Source organism: Streptomyces sp. NBC_01551 (assembly GCF_026339935.1).
In the GTDB taxonomy this organism is placed as follows: domain Bacteria; phylum Actinomycetota; class Actinomycetes; order Streptomycetales; family Streptomycetaceae; genus Streptomyces.
Window position 1 is genome coordinate 1,610,796 of record NZ_JAPEPX010000001.1, and the last position, 17,923, is coordinate 1,628,718.

Genomic DNA, 17,923 nt, shown 5'->3' on the forward strand with positions numbered 1-17,923 from the left:
TTCCGCGTACGGCGGGGGCCGCGCGGACGGGAGGCGGACACGCCGCCGTCGGCCCAATCGCAGCAGGGGCGGGACCCCGGGGGCCGCTTCAGAGCAGCTCGCGCAGCCGGTCGGCCAGGAGGTCCCAGCGCCACTTCTCCTCGACCCAGGCACGGCCGCGCTCGCCCATCCGGCGGCGCAGCTCCGGGTCCTGGAGCAGGGTGACGATCCGGTCGGCCGCGTCCTCGGGCGAGCCGCCCTTGACCACCCAGCCCGTCTCGCCGTCGAGCACCGCGTCCGGCGCCCCGCCCGAGTCGCCCGCGACCACGGGCAGGCCCGTCGCCGAGGCCTCCAGGTAGACGATGCCGAGCCCCTCGACGTCCAGGCCGCCGCGCCGGGTCCGGCACGGCATCGCGAACACGTCCCCCGCGCCGTAGTGGGCGGGGAGCTCGGCCCACGGCACCGCCCCCGTGAACACCACGGAGCGGGCCACGCCGGTGGACTCGGCGAGGGCCCGCAGGTCCCCTTCGTAGGGGCCGCCGCCGACGATGAGCAGCGCCGCGTCCGGGACCTTCGCGAGGATCCGCGGCATGGCCTCGATCAGGGTGTCCTGGCCCTTGCGGGGCACCAGGCGCGAGACGCACACCACCACCGGGCGGTCGGCCAGCCCCAGCCGGGCCCGGACCTCGTCGCCGCCGGAGCCCGGGTGGAAGGTCTTCTCGTCGACGCCCGGCGGGAGCTGCGTCATCCGCGCCGCCGCCCGGTCGGTCACCGCCGAGGCGATCCGCGAGCGCGTGTACTCCCCCAGGTACGTCAGGGTGTCCGTGCCCTCGCCGATCCGCCGCAGCAGCTGCCGCGCGGCAGGGAGCTGCGCCCAGCCCGCCTCGTGCCCGTGGGTGGTCGCGACCAGCCGGCGCGCGCCCGCCCGGCGCAGTGCCGGACCCATCAGCCCGAGCGGGGCCGCCGCCCCGAACCACACCGACTCGCAGCCGTGTTCGCGCAGCAGGCCGACCGCCCGCCGGGTCACGCGCGGCGTCGGCAGCAGCATCGTTGTGCGGTCGCGGACGACTTGGAACGGCTGCTCGGCGTCGAAGGCGGCGGTCGCCTCGCGGCCCTCCTCGCCGTGCTTCCAGGTGGAGGCGTAGACGACGATCCGGTCGGGATCCAGCCTCAGCGCCATGTTGTGCAGGAAGGCCTGGATGCCGCCCGGGCGCGGCGGGAAGTCGTTGGTCACGATCAGCGTCTTGTGCATCGCCAGCCAAAGTACCCGAAGCCCCGGCGCGCGCCGCCGGACGGCCTCGCGGGAGTGTCCTGCCGGTCGGGCCGGGTCACGGAGCGGCGTCCGGAGCGTGTCTGGCGGACGGCGTGAGCGGCGCGACCCGCGCCCGGCGCCCGATCGGCGCCCACCTCTAAGGCCCCAGCTCCTCCCGCAGGTACGCCTGCCAGGCCCGGGTGAGTTCCGGGAGGTCGAGGCCCAGGGTCCCGGCCAGCGCCGTGGGCAGCGGCTCGCGCCCGGCCTTCCCGTACAGCCGCACCAGCGCCGCGTCGCCCCACTTCGCCGCGATGAGGCGGCAGGCGAGCCAGGCGCCCTCGTAGGCGCGCGCGACCGCCTCGGGGTCGCCGCCGAAGCCGAACGCCTCGTCCGCGGGCAGCGCGCCCGGCAGTTCGCCGCGCCGCACAGCCCGGGCCAGCTCGGGCGCGGCCCCGGGGACCGCCCCGCCCGTCCCCCGGTACGCCGCCCAGTCCGCGAAGCCCTCCGAGAGCCACAGCGGGGTCCGCTCCGAGGTCGCGGCGCGGGTGGCGACGTGCGTGACCTCGTGGGTCAGGACGATCCGCCGGCCCTCCCCCGTGAGCTCCGCGTACCCCTCGGGGTTGACGACGACCCGGTCCGCGGGGTGGGGTCCGGCGCCCACCCGGCCCGTGGTGACGGCGCCCAGGCCCCGGTACTCGGAGGCGGGCCGGCCGAGCAGCGCCGCCATGGCGTCCAGCGTGCCCGGGACCAGCACGACCACCCGCCCGGCCCACCGCTGCGGCCAGGCGGCGCGGACCGCGGGCACCGCCCGGTCGGCCTCGGCCGCGATCGCGGACAGCTCCTGCGGGGGCCGGCCCGCGCCCAGCACCAGGGAGTGCGCCCCGCGGGCCACCGTCACGGGGCCCTGGTCCCACAGCTGCGGAGGCGCGCCGGGCGCGGGCCGGTCGCCGGTGACCCGCCAGGCCGCGCCGTCCCGGACCAGCTCCACCTCGCGCGCCGACCCCGCCGGGGCCGTGTCGTATCCGGCGAGGCGGTAGCGCAGCTCCGCCCGCGCGAAGGCCCGTACGCCGTCCCGCCGGACCGAGGTGACCTCGTAGGCCCAGTCCTCCAGCGGGATCCCGGCGAGCCGCCCGGGCGGCGCCGCGGACCACCGGGCCACCGCCCGCCGGATGTCGCCCTCGGCCGTGTCGGCGGTGCCGGCGGGCGCCCCGCACGCGGCGAGCGGCGCGCACAGCAGCAGCGGCAGTACGCGGAGCACGGCACGGCGGGCGGGAGGCACGGCACGGCGGGCGGGGGGCACCCGCCGATCGTACGCAGCCCCGCGAGCCCTACGGCCGCGTCACCGACGACACCGGCATCATCCCGACCGGGTCGTACCGCACCCGAGCTCCCGGGTACGGGGCGTGCACCACCTGGCCGTTGCCCACGTACATGCCGACGTGGCTGGCGTCCGAGCGGTACGTCACCAGGTCGCCCGGACGCGCCTCCGACAGCGGGACCTGCCGTCCGGCGTGCCGCTGGGCCTGCGAGGTGCGCGGCAGGGCGACGCCGGCCTGCCGGTACGACCACACCATCAGCCCGGAGCAGTCGAAGCCGGACGGGCCGGTGGAACCCCATACGTACGGGCGCCCGACGGCGGCCCGGGCGGCCATCACGGCGGCCGCGGCGCGCCCCGAGGCGGGGCCGAAGGAGGGCAGGTCGGGCAGGGCCTCGGAGCGTCCGCCGGAGCGCGAGGAGCGCTCGAAGTCGGCGCGTTCCTGCGAGGGCATCGCGTCCAGCAGCCGGCGCGCGGCGGCGAGCTTCGCCGTGATGGACCGCTTGTCGCGGGCCGCCTCGGTGCGCAGGGTCTCCAGTTCGGCGAGTTTGCGGGAGGCCTCGTGGCGTTCCTGGCCGAGCCGGCGCTGTTCCTCGCGCAGGGCGTCGAGCTGGCGGGCCTGGCTGCCCGTCAGCCGGTCCAGGGCGGCGGCCCGCTCCAGGTAGTCGTCCGGGTTGTCGGACAGCATCAGCTCCACGGCGGGGTCGATGCCGCCGGAGCGGTACTGGGCCCCCGCGAACTGGCCGAGGAGGCCCCGCATGGTGTTGATGCGGTCCTGGCCGCGGGCCACCGCGTCCCGGGCCCGGCCGACCTCGGCGCGGAGCTTCGCGGCGCGCTCGCCGGTCCGGTTGAAGCGTTCGGTGGCCTGCTCGGCCTCCTCGAAGAGCCGGTCGACCTGGGCGCGGGAGCCCGCAGGCTCCTGCGGGCGGCCGGGGGCGGCGCTCGCTGACGCCCCGGTCATGGCGACCGCGGCGGTGGCCGCCGCTGCGGTGAAGACGGTGACCTTCGTGTTCCGGTCGAGGCCGGTGAGGCCACTGAGGCCGGGCCGGCGATGGGACGCCACGTGAAACCGCTCCCTTCCGCTGCGCGGGACCCGGGTCCGCCCCCCGTGGACGGCCGTGTGCCGGGTTTCCGCGCTGGCAGACAGTAGCGGCGTGATCACGCACCGGCCAACGACCGCCGGAGGGCACACACAGTGACGCCCCGCCTCAGACGCAGGTCACCGGCGGGGCGTGTGGTCAGAGCGGGGCCTCGTAATTCGCCCGGATGGGCGGTGTACGGCGCGCCCGACACTCAGCCCGCACGGACGATCAGCCCGTGCGGTTCGGCCGACGCGGACGATCAGCCGACGCGGACGCCGAACTGGAACGGCATGTTGTCCATCGACTCGTACTTGACGCCGCCGCGCGGGTTCGAGGCGTGCAGCGTCATGTTGTTGCCCGCGTACAGGCCGACGTGGTGCAGGTCTCCGTAGAAGAAGACCAGGTCGCCCGGCTGGAGCTGGCTGCGGCCGATGCGCGTGCCGTCGTTGACCTGCGTGAAGGTCGTGCGGCTGATGTTGACGCCGGCCTGCTTGTACGCCCACTGCGTCAGCCCGGAGCAGTCGAAGGCGGTGGGGCCCTCGTAGCCGGATATGTACGCGCTGCCCAGCTTGGTCTTGGCGGCGGCGAGCGCGGCGCCCGCGCGACCGGAGGGCTTCACGTCGCCGAGGTCGGGGGCGCGCTCGCCCTCGCTGCGGCTGGCGCGGCTGGACTTGGCCTCGTCGTCCTTGAGCTGTGCGCGCTCCTGCGCCGTCAGGGTGTTGAGGAGGGCCTGGGCCTCGGCGAGCTTGTCCGCCGTGACCTTCTTCTTCTCGCCGAGCTCCTTGCGGGTGGCGTCGAGGTCGGCGAGCTTGCCGGCGGCCTCCTGGCGCTCCTGCGCGAGGCTGCGCTGCTTGGCCTGGATCTTCGTGACCGATTCGACCTGCTTGCCCGTCAACTGGTCGAGCGTGGCGGCCTTGTCGAGGTAGTCGTCCGGGTCGGCGGAGAGGAAGAGGGCGATGGACTGGTCCACGCCGCCGCTGCGGTACTGGGCGCTGGCCATCGAACCGAGCGTGTTGCGAAGCTGGTTGAGCTCGTCCTGGCCGCGGGCGACCCGGTCCTGGAGCTGCCCGATCTCCTTTTCGAGCTTCTCCTGGCGCTCCTTGGCCCCGTTGAACTTCTCGGTGGCCTGCTCCGCCTCTTCGTAGAGGGCGTCGACCTTGGCCTTGACCTCGTCCTTGCTCGGCTTCGCCGGGGCGGCGCTGGCGCCGTGGGCCGAGAGGGCGACCGCCGCCGCCGCCGTGGCGGTGAGGAAGGTCACACGGGCGCGGTTCGGCTGCTTGGGTCGACGGTGGGACGCCACGAAGGCGAGCTCCTTCTTCCTCTGGCCGCCGAACGGCGCGCGCAACGATGCGCACTCGGCAGCACCTCCGCCGGCACCCCGAATGAGTGACCTACCGCACGAAGGTTTGACCAGACCCTAGTGACCCGCCTGTGATCAGTTCAAATCCTGGCGGGCAAAAAATCGGTCCCCGACCAGCTTCTTTACCTTCAGCGCACGCTCTGTGCCGGGCACTTGACGGTACGTCCTCCACAGGACGGGCCAATTCGGGCATTCAGCCTGGCGGTTACGAAACGCGCGAAAGCCGCTTCAGCAACAAGGCGGACGTCACCGGACGGGCCCCGGCCTTCGCCACGCCGTCGGCGACCTCGCGGTCCGTGGAGACCACGACCACCGGCCGCCCCGCCGGCTCGGCGCGCACCAGCTGGCGGATCAGCTCGTCCGCCGTCACCCCGGCCTTGGAGAACAGCACCCGCACCCCGCGCGGCGGCGCGAGCAGCACCGGGGCCGCCAGTTCCGCCCCGTCGAAGACGCAGGTCATCTCCGCGCCCGTCTGCGCGGCCAGCATCGACAGCCCGCCCAGCAGCCGCAGCCGCTGCTTCTCCAGCGGCATCGTCGGATAGCCCGTCTTCGTCACGTTGTAGCCGTCGACCACCAGATGCGCCTGGGGCAGCGCCAGCAGCTGGTCCAGCAGCGCCGGGTCGGTCTCCGAAAGGGCCCGCGCCGCGATGTCCTTCGGGGTCATCCGGCCCGGCTCCACCGCGTCGACGGTGTCCGCGGGCCGCGTCGACACCGGCGGCAGCGCCAGCTCGCGGCGCAGCCCGGCGGCCGCGTCGAGCACGGTGTCGAGCAGCAGCCGCAGCCGCATGTCCTCGATGCTGCGCCCCTCGCGGGTGGCCCGGCGGGAGGTCTCCAGCGCCGTCTCCACCTCCGCCAGGCGGGACTTGAGCCGCCGGCTCTCGCTCTCGGCGGCCGCCACCTGCGCGGCGGCCTCCGCCCGGAAGCCGTCGATCTCGGCGGTGACCTTGCGCAGCGCGGCCTCGCCCCGCTTGACGTCGCTGAGGGCGCTGCGCAGTTTGCGCTGAAGCGATTCCGCTTCCCGGCGCGCCGCGTCCAGCTCGGCGCGCACCTGCTCACCGCCGGTGCGCTGCAGCTCCCGTACGTGGGCCAGTTCCTCGCGGAGCCGGTCCAGTTCGCGCCTGCTCTCCTCGTCGGCCCGCTCGGCGTCGGCCCGCTGGGCCTCCTCGCCTGCGGCGGCCACCAGCTTGACCCAGCCGGCCGGGCGCAGGACGTACGCGGCGGCCGCCACGTCCAGGGGGTCGGCGGCGGCGGGCGGGGCGCCGGACTCCAGCGCGGTGGCCAGTTCCGCCTGGGCCTCGCGCAGCTTCTCGGCGACGCGGCCGCGGAAGACGGCGTCCGTCTCCACCGCCGCCGCCATCGCGTTCCCGGCGAACTTGGCGCGCCGGGTCGGGGTGAAGCGGGCGTACTGGCGCAGCTGCGCCGGGAGGTCCGCGACCGTCAGTCCGCCGAACGCGTCCGAGACGAGCGCGATGACCCGGCGCCGCACCCCTTCGGGCAGCGGGCGGTCGAGCGCGTCGGCGGCGTCGCCGGCCGCGTCGGCCGGCTCAGCGCCGCTTGCTGGCTCCACGATCCGTCACCCCTACCGTGATCTACTGTGGGCCCGGCTCCTTCAGGAGTCCGCGCCCGGCCTGTCCACGAGCTCGATCTGGTCCACCGCGTTGCACCAGCGGCAGCGCACCGACTCGATGGTCTCATTGACCACCTCGCGCTCCTCGACCTTGGGCTCCCCGGCGAGGTCGAGGTGGATGTACTCGACGACCTTCGACGAACGGGTGACGTCGAACCGCGTGAGGTTGCCGCACAGGGTGCAGCGCCACCGGGTGGTGTCGGTCGGCAGGGGAACCGTCATCAGGCCGCTCTCTCCTTCGTAGCTCATTCAATTAAAGCCGTCGCCCGGCCGGTCCGCGCAGGTGTCGGCGCACGCAGCTCGTAACCCTACGGCCTGCCACCGCTCCGGGTGGGTCCGGTTGCGTCATGCTCGGTCGCATGATCGTAAGGTGGCGGGCCGTCCGTGAGGCCGCGCGGGGCCCGGTGATCACCCACGCCCTGATCGCGACGTGCTGCGTGGTGTTCCTGATGGGCCCGGCCTCGGGCCTGAACCCGTCATACGGGACGGGCGACCAGCTGCTGGCGACGGGGACGGCCTACTTCCGGCGCTGGGGCGTGGTCCCGGACGAGCTCTTCGCGGGCTCCGCGCGGGCCCTGCTGACCCCGCTGACCGCGCTGTTCGTCCACGGCAGCTGGCTGCACCTGCTCGGGAACATGCTGTTCCTCTACGTCTTCGGCGCGATGACGGAGGAGCGGATGGGCCGACCGGAGTTCCTCTGCTTCACCGTCTGTACGGGCTACCTCGCCCTCGCGGCGTACGCGGCGGCCAACGCCTCCTCGGACCAGACCCTGGTCGGGGCGTCCGGGGCGATCTCGGCGGTGCTGGGCGCGTTCCTGTGCCTGTTCCCGCGGGCGCGGGTGACGAGCCTGTTCCCGTTCCTGCTCTTCCTGCCGCTCCGGTTCCCGGCGTGGCTCGTGCTGCTGTTCTGGTTCGCCCTCCAGTGGCTGGCGGCGCACCGCGCGGAGAGCGGCCCCGGGGTCGCCTACCTCGCCCACCTGGTGGGCTTCTCGCTGGGCTTCCTCTACGCGTGGGTGCGCTACCGGCGTGCGACTAGAGTGAGGCGACCAGCGACGGCCACCGAGGGAGACAGCCAACCGTGATCACCGCGATCGTGCTCATCAAGACCAGCGTGGACCGCATCCCCGAGATCGCCGAGTCCATCGCCGCGCTGGACAGCGTCAGCGAGGTCTACTCCGTCACCGGTACGTACGACCTCATCGCCCTGGTCCGCGTGGCCCGCCACGAGAACCTGGCGGACATCATCCCGGGCCGCATCAGCAAGATCCCGGGCGTCGAGGCGACGGACACCCACGTCGCGTTCCGCACGTACTCCCAGCACGACCTGGAAGCTGCCTTCGCCATCGGCCTGGACGCGTAGCCTCCGCGGGGCGCGCGCCGGACCCCCCGGGCTCAGAGCCCGGGCAGCCCCTCGCCGACCCGGGCCGGGCGACCCTCCCGGAGCCGGAAGAGGTACCCGCGCAGGTACTCCCCGAGGTCCCCGTCGATGTGGGCCACGTACGCCCGTGCTCCGCCGGCGGCATCGTTCATCCAGTCGCTCGGGGCGGTCGCCCAGGGACCCCACCCGACCCCCACGGCCCACTCGCGCACCCGTGCCCGGTTCCGCCACCAGTCCCGGACGGACTCCGGCGTCCAGTGCGCGTCGCCGTCACCGCCGTACGAGCCGAACGGTTCACATTCGGCGGCGCAGGTCAGCGCATGCACCTCCGCGGGCGTCCGGGGCTGGCGGTACACGAACTCGCTCCCGTGGTCGTCGTACGTGACGTGGTCGGGCGCGCACTGCCGTCCGGTGAGGCAGTTGTCGGAGTTGGCCGCATAGAACGGACCCGGAACGCCGCGCCAGTCCCGCTGCTCCCAACCGTCGGGGGCCGGTCCGGACCAGTCGCGGCTCACCCGGTCGCCCCGCCACAGCGGATGCGGACGGCCCACCAGCGCCCGGACGGTCGGTATCGGATCCCAGTACGTCATGGACGAACGATGTCAGACGGCCGGCACGCAGCGGCCTTCCTCCGTGCGGTACTGCCACTTGGCGCCGTCCGCGACGAGTTCCCGCACCGCGCGGACGAAGCGGTCGACGTGCTCGTCGGGGGTGCCGGCGCCGAAGCTGACGCGGATGGCGTTGAGGGAGCGCTCGCCCGGGGCCGCCTCGGGGGCACCGCATTCGCCCTGGGCCTGCGGCTCGCTGCCCAGCAGCGTGCGCACCAGCGGGTGCGCGCAGAACAGGCCGTCGCGGACGCCGATCCCGTACTCCGCGGACAGCGCGGCGGCGAAGTGGGAGCTGTTCCAGCCGTCCACCACGAACGAGATGACGCCGACGCGCGGCGCGTCGTCCCCGAAGAGGGACAGGACCCGCACCGCCGGAACCTCCGCCAGGCCCTCGCGGACCTTCGCGATGAGGTGGCGCTCCCGCTCGACGAGGCTCTCGAACCCGGCTTCCGTCAGGGCCTTGCACGCCGAGGCGATCGAGTAGACGCCGATCACGTTCGGGGAGCCGGCCTCGTGGCGGGCGGCCGTGGTGTGCCACTCGACGTCGACGCCGCCGTCCTCGCGGCGGGCCACCTTCCGCGAGGCGCCGCCGCCCGCGAGGTACGGCTCGGCTTCCTGGAGCCAGTCCGCCCGGCCGGCCAGCACGCCCGAGCCGAACGGCGCGTACAGCTTGTGCCCCGAGAAGGCGACCCAGTCCACGTCCAGCTCCCGCACCGAGACGGGGTGGTGCGGGGCCAGCTGGGCGGCGTCGAGCACGATCCGCGCCCCGTGGGCGTGCGCGGCGGCGGCGAGCTCCCTGACCGGCCACAGCTCACCGGTGACGTTGGACGCGCCGGTCACGCAGACCAGCGCCGGGCCGTACGGGTCGCGGTCGGCGAGGGCCCGCTCCAGCGTCGCGACGGCCTCGGCCGGGGTGCGCGGCGCGTTGAGGTAGGTGACCCGGGCGTTCGTCCACGGCAGCAGCGAGGCGTGGTGCTCGGTCTCGAAGACGAAGACCTGGCAGTCGGCCGGCAGCACGGCGGCGAGCAGGTTCAGGGAGTCGGTGGTGGACCGGGTGAAGACCACCTGGTCGGACGGACGGCAGTCGAGGAACTCGGCGACGGTGACCCGGCTCTGCTCGAAGAGGTCCGTGGACAGCTGGGAGAGGTAGCCCGCACCGCGGTGCACGCTGCCGTAGTACGGGGCGTACGCGGCCACGTCGTCCCAGACCCGCTGGAGCGCGGGGGCACTGGCCGCGTAGTCGAGGGCGGCGTAGGTGACCTCGCCGCCGGTGACGAGCGGGACGGTGACGTCGCGGCCGAGGACGGCGAGCGGCTCGGTGGCACAGCCGGGCTCGCAAGCGGAGGCGGCGACGGTGGCGGCGGTGGCGGCGGCGTTCAGGGATGCGGACATGGCGGTATCTCCCGGCAGGCAGGGCTGAATGGCTTCGGTGTGCCCGTACGCGGGTACGGCTCGGCAGCCGTCCGGGGTACGGGAAGGACCTCGGAATGAACGGGGGTACACGGAAGTGACCCTGTTCCGAGGGGTGAAGAAGGGGCGGATTCGCCCTATCGCATTCGCTTGCTCACGGAAAACGCTCCTCGAGAGACCAGGACCCCTGGTGTCGAGGGATCCGCGCTTGCCGTAGGCCTTGCTGCCTACGACCTGGTCATCACCCGGGGCACCCCGCCACGGAAGGAGGGTTGCCGGACAGCAAGCCGGGGCCTAAACGCTGTCACTCGTGACCTGGTCAGCATCCTGCCACAAGATCCCGCACGCGCAAGACCCCGGTCCGCATCGTGGACCGGGGTCTGCGCTTTCACGCCGTTCTCGCACCGCTCGGCCGCGGCCGGACCTCTACGCGTTGCTCGCCGCCACCCAGCGCTCCAGCGCGGCCCGCGCCGCACCCGAGTCGATGGACTCGGCCGCACGGGCGATCCCGGCGGCGATCTGCTCTTCCAGCGACGCCGCCGACGGGTCCAGCGCCACCAGCGCCGCCGCCGAGTTCAGCAGCACCGCGTCGCGCACCGGGCCCGTCTCCCCGGCCAGCAGCCGGCGGGCGACGTCCGCGTTGTACGAGGCGTCCGCGCCCCGCAGCTCCGCGACGTCGACCAGGGCGATCCCCACGTCGCGCGGGTCGAACGGCCGCTCCTGCACCCCGCCGTCGCGGACCCACCACACCCGGGAGGTCGCGGTCGTCGTCAGCTCGTCGAGGCCGTCGTCGCCGCGGAAGACCAGCGCGGAGGAGCCCCGCTCGGCGAGCACGCCCGCGACGATGGGCGCGACCCGCGGGTCGGCCACCCCGGTCGCCTGGGCCCGTACCCGCGCCGGGTTGGTCAGCGGGCCGAGGAAGTTGAACAGGGTCCGGATGCCCAGCTCCTTGCGGGCGGCGGCCACGTGCCGCAGCGCCGGGTGGAACTTCACGGCGAAGCAGAACGTGATCCCGGCCTCCTCTGCCACCCGCACCACCCCGGCGGGGGTCAGGTCCAGGTTGACGCCGAGCTTCTCCAGGACGTCCGAGGACCCGCTCGCGGAGGACGCGGCCCGGTTGCCGTGCTTGACGACCTTGGCGCCCGTGCCGGCCACGACGATCGCCGACATCGTGGAGATGTTCACCGTCTTGGCCCCGTCGCCGCCGGTACCGACGATGTCCACCGTCCGGCCCGGCACCTCGATCAGGTTGGCGTGTTCGTACATGCTCCCGACGAGGCCGCTGATCTCCTCGACGGTCTCCCCCTTGGCGCGCAGCGCGACCACGAAGCCCGCGATCTGGGCGTCGGTGGCCTCCCCGCGCATGATCCGGTCCATGGCCCAGGCCGTGTCGTCCGCGCCGAGGTCGTGGCCGGTCAGCAGGGCGTCGAGGAGGCCCGGCCAGCCGCGGGCCGCCACGCTGTCGCCGCCTGCCGGGGTCACAACGTTCATGGTCCGCTCCTGATGGTCCACGTGGAAATGGGAAGGGGTTCAGCCTATCCAGCCCCGGAGGACGGCAAAGAGCCCCGTCCAGACACTGGACGGGGCTCTCGCCGTGGCGACACCGGGACTGGCCGTAATCAGTCCCTCAAACGGTGGTGCGGGGGATCAGTGGTGGCCGTGGCCGCTCTGGATCTCCTTGTACTCCTCGACCGTGGGCTTGGGGATGAAGTTGTCTTCCCCGTAGTAGCCCTTGCTGAGCTTGGCGCGCAGCTTCTCGGTCAGCTTCACCTTGCGCTCGACACCGTTCTCGTCGACCGTCGGGCCGATCTCGACCGGCTTGTACTGCTCGTGCGCGGTGAGGGTGTGCAGCTTGCTCTGCGAGAGCGGCTCGTGCACCTCGACGAACTCACCGTGCGGCAGGCGCTTGATGATGCCGGTCTCGCGACCGTGCAGCACCTTGTCCGCGTCCCGGCGCTGGAGGCCGAGGCAGATCCGCTTGGTGATGATGAAGGCGATGACCGGGCCGACGAAGAACGCGATGCGGGCGAACCAGGTGATCGCGTTGATCGACAGGTGGAAGTACTGCGCGAACATGTCGTTTCCACCGGCGATCAGCAGGATGACGTACCACGTCAGCCATGCCACACCGAAGCCCGTACGGGTCGGGACGTTGCGCGGGCGGTCCAGGATGTGGTGCTCGCGCTTGTCCCCGGTGACCCAGGACTCGATGAACGGGTACACCGCGATCGCGGCCAGGACCAGCGGGAAGATCACCAGCGGGACGAACACGCCCAGGACGAGCGTGTGGCCCCAGAGGTTGATCTCCCAGCCGGGCATGGCACGGATGAGGCCCTCGGAGAAGCCCATGTACCAGTCGGGCTGCGCACCGGTGGACACGTGGTCCGGGCGGTACGGGCCGAGCGCCCAGATCGGGTTGATCGAGGCGATCGCCGCGATGGCCGCGATGACACCGAAGACCAGGAAGAAGAAGCCTCCGGCCTTGGCCATGTAGACCGGCAGCAGCGGCATGCCGACGACGTTGTTGTTCGTCTTGCCGGGACCCGCGAACTGGGTGTGCTTGTGGTAGAAGACCAGGATCAGGTGGGCCACCAGCAGGCCCATCATGATGCCGGGCAGCAGCAGGATGTGGATCGAGTAGAACCGCGCGACGAAGTCGCCGCCCGGGAACTCTCCGCCGAAGAGGAAGAACGACAGGTACGTGCCGACGATCGGCACGGACAGGATCGCGCCCTCCATGAAGCGGACACCGGTGCCCGAGAGCAGGTCGTCCGGCAGCGAGTAACCGGTGAAACCGGTGAACATGCCGAGGACCAGCAGCAGGAAACCGAAGACCCAGTTGACCTCACGCGGCTTGCGGAACGCGCCGGTGAAGAACACGCGCATCATGTGCACGAGCATGGCGGCGACGAAGATCAGGGCCGCCCAGTGGTGGATCTGCCGGATGAGCAGACCACCGCGGACGTCGAAGCTGATGTCCAGGGTCGAGGCGAACGCCTCGGACATCGTGACGCCCTGCATCGGCACGTACGAGCCGTGGTACACGACCTCGTTCATGCTCGGGTGGAAGAACAGCGTCAGGTACACACCCGTGAGGATGATGATGATGAAGCTGTAGAGGCAGATCTCGCCGAGCATGAAGGACCAGTGGTCCGGGAAGATCTTGCGCATGTTCGACTTCGCGAGCGAGTAGATGCCCAGGCGGCCGTCCGCCCAGTCAGCTACGCGTTCGCCGGCCGGCGCTTTGCGTGCCTTGGTGTCAGTGGCAGTGCTCATCCGCGCTCCCAGAATGCAGGACCGACGGGCTCTTCGAAGTCGCCGAGCGCCTCGAGGAAACCTTCGTCATTGACGCCGATCCGCAGCTGCGGAAGCGCGTGACCAGCCGGGCCGAAGATGACTCGGGCGCCGTCGGAGAGGTCGAAGGTGGACTGGTGGCACGGGCAGAGCACGTGGTGCGTCTGCTGCTCGTACAGGCTGATCGGGCAGCCGACGTGGGTACAGATCTTGGAGTAGGCCACGATCCCGTCGTGGGACCACTCCAGTTCCTTCTTGTCCTTGATGTTCTCCGGCTGGATACGGACGATCATCAGGGCGGCCTTGGCGATCTGGACCTGGAAGTCGTGCTGCTCCTCCTCCAGGCCTTCCGGCATGGCGAAGGTCAGCGAACCGACGGCCACGTCCTCGGGACGCAGCGGCTCCATCGTGTTCTGGTTGATGAGCAGCTTGCCCTTGGCCCAGACCGTCTTGCGGAGCTTGACCTCGGGCAGCGGGCCCAGGTCGCGCAGGATCACGACGGCGGACAGCGGCAGCATGGCCAGCGCGCCGAGCATCGTGTTGCGGATCAGCGGGCGACGGCCGATGCCGGACTCGTTCGCACCGTCGGCGAAGTCCTGGAGGACCTTCGCCTTGACCTCCGCCGGCGCCGCGATCGCGTGGCGCTCGTCGGCGACCTCCACGTCGGACATCAGGGTGCGGGCCCAGTGGACCGCGCCCGCGCCGATGCAGAAGAGGGCCGTGCCCAGGGTCATGCCCAGGGCGAAGTTGAGCGCGCTCACCTTCCCGATGGGGAAGATGAAAACGATCTTGTCGACCGGGAGGGTCACGTAGGAGGCGATGAAGCCGATCGTGGCGAGCATCGACAGCGTGAACAGCATGGCCACGGTGCGCTCGGAGCGCTTCGCGGCCCGCTCGTCGATGTCCTGGATGCGCGGCTTGTGGACCGGCAGGCCCGGGTCGGCGAACGGGTCGTCCGCCACCGCGACACCACCGTGGTGCGCGTCGCCCTGCTCGCTCGGCAGGTGCTTCTCTTCGGGAATGTCTTGGCTACTCATGACTTCTTGGCCTTAGCGGTGTGGGCCGCGACCCAGACGGCGACAGCGATCAGCGCACCCAGACCGAAGATCCAGCCGAACAGACCCTCGGAGACGGGGCCGAGGCCACCGAGCTTCAGGCCACCGGGGCTGGTCGACTTCTCGCCGTTCACGTTCTGGAGGTACGCGATGATGTCCTTCTTCTGCTTCTCCGGCATGGTGCTGTCCGGGAAGGAGGGCATGTTCTGCGGGCCGGTGAGCATGGCCTCGTAGATGTGCTTCGGCGAGACGTCCTCAAGGTTGGGGGCGTACTTGCCGTTCGTCAGTGCGCCGCCCTCGCCGGTGAAGTTGTGGCACTGCGCGCAGTTGTTGCGGAACAGCTCACCACCCTTGGCGATGTCGGCACCCGCCGGGTCGTACTGCTTCTCGGTCGGCGTGCTGGGGCCGGCGCCGAGGGAGGCGATGTAGGCGGCCAGCTGGTCCGTCTGGGCCTGGGTGTAGATGACGGGCTTCTTCGGCACCTGGGCGCCGGGCTGCTGGGCGGGCATGCGGCCCGTGCTCACCTGGAAGTCGACGGCCGCAGCGCCGACGCCGACCAGGCTCGGGCCGTCAGAGGAACCCTGACCGCCGGTTCCGTGGCAGCTTGCGCAACCCACGGCGTAGAGCTTCTTGCCCTCCTCGATGGCGAGGGACTGGGCGGTTTCGTCGGCCTGCGCATTGCCCGCGGGCGCGAAGGCGGCGTACAGCCCCCCAGTGACCGCCAGCGCGAAGAGTAGAACGACGACCGCCGCCAGCGGATGGCGTCGTCGTGCGGAGAGCTTTTTCACGGATTACCCCGGTGTCAGGATCTTCTGCGTCGGTGTTTCTGGATGGAGTACCGGGCCGGGCCCGGTGACGTATTCGCTACTTGATCAGGTAGATCGTGGCGAAGAGGCCGATCCAGACGACATCGACGAAGTGCCAGTAGTAGGACACGACGATGGCCGACGTGGCCTGTTCGTGGGTGAACCTCTTGGCCGCGTACGTCCGGCCGAGGACCAGCAGGAAGGCGATGAGACCGCCCGTCACGTGCAGACCGTGGAAGCCGGTGGTCAGGTAGAACACCGAGCCGTACGGACCGGACGAGAGGCTCATGCCCTCGTGCTTGACCAGCTCGGTGTACTCGAACACCTGGCCGCCAATGAAGATCGCACCCATGACGAACGTGATGATGAACCACGTCCGGAGCTTCTTCACGTCACCGCGCTCGGCGGCGAACACGCCGAGCTGGCAGGTGAGCGAGGAGAGCACCAGGATCGTGGTGTTCGTCGCCGAGAAGGGCAGATTCAAGGCCGAGGCCTGCTCTGTCCAGTACTCGGCGCCCGTCACGGATCGCAGGGTGAAGTACATCGCGAAGAGGGCCGCGAAGAACATCAGCTCGGAACTCAACCAGATGATGGTTCCGACGCTGACGAGGTTCGGCCGGTTGACCGTCGGGTGCGCGTGCCCGGTATCTACTGTCGTTGCTGTCGCCACGACCGACATTATGTCGGTCGCTTATCCCGCCCTCACCCCGGGGGGTGCCGTTCGGAGTGTCCAGGGCGTGTGCAAGGCCCGAACGGCCCATCAGATCGTCGATCGCGAGGCTGTCCGAACCGATGTTGACACCGGGTCGGACGGAGTAGCATCCCGCGCAACATCAACGTGGTTCACGTGACGTGTGGAGGACGAAATGCGGGCGACTGCGCGGGTTCTGGTCTACAGCGACGACGCGGGTACCCGGGAGCAGGTGCGGATGGCGGCCGGGCGCAGGCCGGCGGCGGACCTGCCGCCCGTGGAGTTCGTGGAGTGCGCGACGCTTCCGGCGGTCCTGAGCGAACTGGACGCGGGCGGTGTCGACGTCTGCGTGTTGGACGGCGAGGCGGTCCCGGCCGGGGGCATGGGCGTGTGCCGCCAGATCAAGGACGAGATCTTCCGCTGCCCGCCGGTGCTGCTGCTCATGGGGCGCCCGCAGGACGCCTGGCTGGCCACGTGGAGCCGCGCGGACGCCGCGGTGACCCTTCCGGTGGACCCCGTGGAGTTCGCGGACGCCCTGGCGGGGCTGTTGCGGGCGCGGCTGTCCTCCAACGCGGCCTGAGGCGGGCGCGACCGGCGCGCGGGGGCCGTGAGGCTCCGCGCGCACCGGTGGTGGACGTACCGCCCCGCGAGGCCCGCAAGGGCCCTGGCCAGGCCTTATGGGGCCTGCGGGGTCCAGGAGGGGCTTGCGGGGCGCCGACCGGGGCGCCGGCGCGCGGGGGTCAGACCTGCGGGCGCAGGCGCGCCTGGTCGAGCGCGCTGCGGCCTTCCTCGGTGCCCTTGAGCAGCACGCTGCCCTCGCGCCAGTCCTTCCAGTCCAGGTTCCAGTCGCCGTAGCCGTTGCCGAAGTTGTCCATGTCGTCGCCGATGCTGTTGATCACCTTGACGATGTCGCCCTCGGTGATGTTCTCGTAGAACCAGGCGGCGTTCCCGGTGCTCATGCCGGTGCAGCCGTGGCTGACGTTCTCGTAGCCCTGGGAGCCGACGGACCACGGCGCGGCGTGCACGTATTCACCGCTCCATGTCACCCGGGTGGCGTAGTACACCGGCAGGTTGTAGTACTCGCTGCCGCCGATGCCGACGGTGTCGCCGCGCATCTGGACGAAGTACTGCTTGCCGAGGACCACCTTGACCCCGTTGCGGGTGGAGAAGCCGGGCTTGCCGGTGGTCACCGGAATGGTGTTGATCACTTCTCCGTTGCGCTTGAACTCCAGGTAGTGCGAGGAGGCGTCGGTGGTGACCTCGACGCGGTCGCCGATCTCCAGCGTCACCGGCTTGGCCGCGGCGCCGTAGAGCTCGTCGGTGACCTTGATGCCCTCCAGATTGCTCCGTACGGAGACAGTGCTGTGCGCGGGCCAGTAGTCCTTCGGGCGATAGTGCAGCGTCTTGTCGTCCACCCAGTACCAGTTGCCGACGACTCCGGGCGGCGCGTCGACGATCAGGCCGCGTTCCACGATCGCGCGGGCGGCCTTGTCCTTGACGGGCTCGTTGAGTTCGGCGGTGAGCGGCTGTCCGACGCCGTATTTGCCCTCCTCCGGGCCGAATTCGACCTTGAGGACCCCCTTGGCCGGGGTGGTGTCGAACGTGAGCGTGCGCTGCCCTGGAGCGCCGCGTTCGTCCTCCGTGCCCACGATGACGGTGTAGCGGACACCGGCGGCCATCGGGACGGTGCTGTGCCAGCGGTCCCCGGTGGCGGACAGCTCGCCCGCCAGGCGGCGGCCGTGGGTGTCCACGGCGGTGACGTCGGTGATCCGGCCGCCACCGCTCTTGGCGGTGACCTCCAGGGGCCGGCTGTGGTCCACGGGGCGGGTGCCGGCGACCTGGTTGAAGGCGATCTTGTCGCCCGCGTCGTACGGGCGGGCGGACAGCGGGTTGTCGGCGGACGACCCGCATGCGGTGGCGCCGGCCCCGAGGGACGCGACCAGCAGGGAGCAGCTGAGTACCGTCCAAAGACGCGGTGAGTGCTTCATGGAGCCAACGCTATGAAGATATGAGAAATCCGGCGCGCGGGATGACTGCAAACGAGGGGCCCGGGTACCTCTGTTCGA

The 17,923-nt window shown here is 71.6% G+C and carries 17 protein-coding genes and 1 riboswitch; of the genes, 3 read left to right on the top strand and 14 right to left on the bottom strand.

The window, feature by feature from the left end; translation table 11 throughout:
• Nucleotides 1-88 precede the first annotated feature (88 nt).
• From OG982_RS07235 to OG982_RS07260, 6 genes are all read right to left on the bottom strand, one after another.
• Nucleotides 89-1,231 (bottom strand): glycosyltransferase family 4 protein, encoded by a 1,143-nt coding sequence (locus OG982_RS07235; protein WP_266788715.1) that lies wholly within the window; start codon nt 1,229-1,231, stop codon nt 89-91.
• A gap of 157 nt (nt 1,232-1,388) precedes the next feature.
• On the bottom strand, nt 1,389-2,531 hold the full coding sequence (locus OG982_RS07240) for a hypothetical protein (RefSeq protein WP_266948185.1): 1,143 nt from the start codon (nt 2,529-2,531) through the stop codon (nt 1,389-1,391).
• Nucleotides 2,532-2,559: 28 nt separating this feature from the next.
• Complete coding sequence (locus OG982_RS07245; protein WP_266788711.1) at nt 2,560-3,609, bottom strand: NlpC/P60 family protein; 1,050 nt, start codon at nt 3,607-3,609, stop codon at nt 2,560-2,562.
• Nucleotides 3,610-3,887: 278 nt separating this feature from the next.
• Complete coding sequence (locus tag OG982_RS07250; RefSeq protein WP_266788710.1) at nt 3,888-4,928, bottom strand: C40 family peptidase; 1,041 nt, start codon at nt 4,926-4,928, stop codon at nt 3,888-3,890.
• Nucleotides 4,929-5,193: 265 nt separating this feature from the next.
• Nucleotides 5,194-6,558, bottom strand: a complete 1,365-nt coding sequence (locus OG982_RS07255; RefSeq protein ID WP_266792145.1) for an NYN domain-containing protein — start codon at nt 6,556-6,558, stop codon at nt 5,194-5,196.
• Between the two features lie 39 nt (nt 6,559-6,597).
• Entirely contained in the window at nt 6,598-6,837 is a 240-nt protein-coding gene (locus OG982_RS07260; RefSeq protein ID WP_030036330.1) for a hypothetical protein, read from the bottom strand.
• Between the two features lie 137 nt (nt 6,838-6,974).
• On the opposite strand from OG982_RS07260, the gene OG982_RS07265 reads away from it, so the two are divergent.
• Nucleotides 6,975-7,697, top strand: a complete 723-nt coding sequence (locus tag OG982_RS07265; protein ID WP_266788708.1) for a rhomboid family intramembrane serine protease — start codon at nt 6,975-6,977, stop codon at nt 7,695-7,697.
• The gene (locus OG982_RS07270; RefSeq protein WP_008738815.1) at nt 7,694-7,975 is read left to right on the top strand and encodes an Lrp/AsnC family transcriptional regulator; all 282 of its coding nucleotides are present in this window, start codon (nt 7,694-7,696) and stop codon (nt 7,973-7,975) included. Before OG982_RS07265 ends, OG982_RS07270 begins: the two co-directional genes overlap by 4 nt.
• A gap of 32 nt (nt 7,976-8,007) precedes the next feature.
• On the opposite strand, the gene OG982_RS07275 is transcribed toward OG982_RS07270, so the two are convergent.
• The 7 genes from OG982_RS07275 to OG982_RS07305 all read right to left on the bottom strand — a co-directional run bounded on the left by OG982_RS07275 (nt 8,008) and on the right by OG982_RS07305 (nt 15,845).
• Nucleotides 8,008-8,583, bottom strand: a complete 576-nt coding sequence (locus OG982_RS07275; protein ID WP_266788707.1) for a ferredoxin — start codon at nt 8,581-8,583, stop codon at nt 8,008-8,010.
• A gap of 12 nt (nt 8,584-8,595) precedes the next feature.
• Nucleotides 8,596-9,993, bottom strand: coding sequence for an aminotransferase class V-fold PLP-dependent enzyme (locus OG982_RS07280; RefSeq protein ID WP_266948187.1), 1,398 nt, complete (start codon nt 9,991-9,993; stop codon nt 8,596-8,598).
• Between the two features lie 217 nt (nt 9,994-10,210).
• Nucleotides 10,211-10,327: riboswitch (SAM riboswitch) on the bottom strand.
• Nucleotides 10,328-10,437: 110 nt separating this feature from the next.
• Entirely contained in the window at nt 10,438-11,502 is a 1,065-nt protein-coding gene (trpD, locus tag OG982_RS07285) for an anthranilate phosphoribosyltransferase (protein ID WP_266788703.1), read from the bottom strand.
• A 156-nt stretch (nt 11,503-11,658) separates the two neighbouring features.
• Entirely contained in the window at nt 11,659-13,287 is a 1,629-nt protein-coding gene (locus OG982_RS07290; protein ID WP_266788701.1) for a cytochrome bc complex cytochrome b subunit, read from the bottom strand.
• On the bottom strand, nt 13,284-14,342 hold the full coding sequence (locus OG982_RS07295; protein WP_266788699.1) for a ubiquinol-cytochrome c reductase iron-sulfur subunit: 1,059 nt from the start codon (nt 14,340-14,342) through the stop codon (nt 13,284-13,286). The genes OG982_RS07290 and OG982_RS07295 overlap by 4 nt, the downstream gene beginning before the upstream one ends.
• Nucleotides 14,339-15,148, bottom strand: coding sequence for a c-type cytochrome (locus OG982_RS07300; protein WP_266788697.1), 810 nt, complete (start codon nt 15,146-15,148; stop codon nt 14,339-14,341). The genes OG982_RS07295 and OG982_RS07300 overlap by 4 nt, the downstream gene beginning before the upstream one ends.
• 76 nt (nt 15,149-15,224) lie before the next feature.
• Nucleotides 15,225-15,845, bottom strand: coding sequence for a heme-copper oxidase subunit III (locus tag OG982_RS07305; RefSeq protein WP_008738823.1), 621 nt, complete (start codon nt 15,843-15,845; stop codon nt 15,225-15,227).
• 187 nt (nt 15,846-16,032) lie between these two features.
• Here OG982_RS07305 and OG982_RS07310 point away from each other — a divergent pair, with 187 nt between their 5' ends.
• Entirely contained in the window at nt 16,033-16,437 is a 405-nt protein-coding gene (locus OG982_RS07310) for a hypothetical protein (RefSeq protein WP_266788694.1), read from the top strand.
• Between the two features lie 160 nt (nt 16,438-16,597).
• Here OG982_RS07310 and OG982_RS07315 read toward each other — a convergent pair whose 3' ends face one another.
• Nucleotides 16,598-17,845 (bottom strand): Ig-like domain-containing protein, encoded by a 1,248-nt coding sequence (locus tag OG982_RS07315; RefSeq protein WP_266788692.1) that lies wholly within the window; start codon nt 17,843-17,845, stop codon nt 16,598-16,600.
• Nucleotides 17,846-17,923 lie beyond the last annotated feature (78 nt).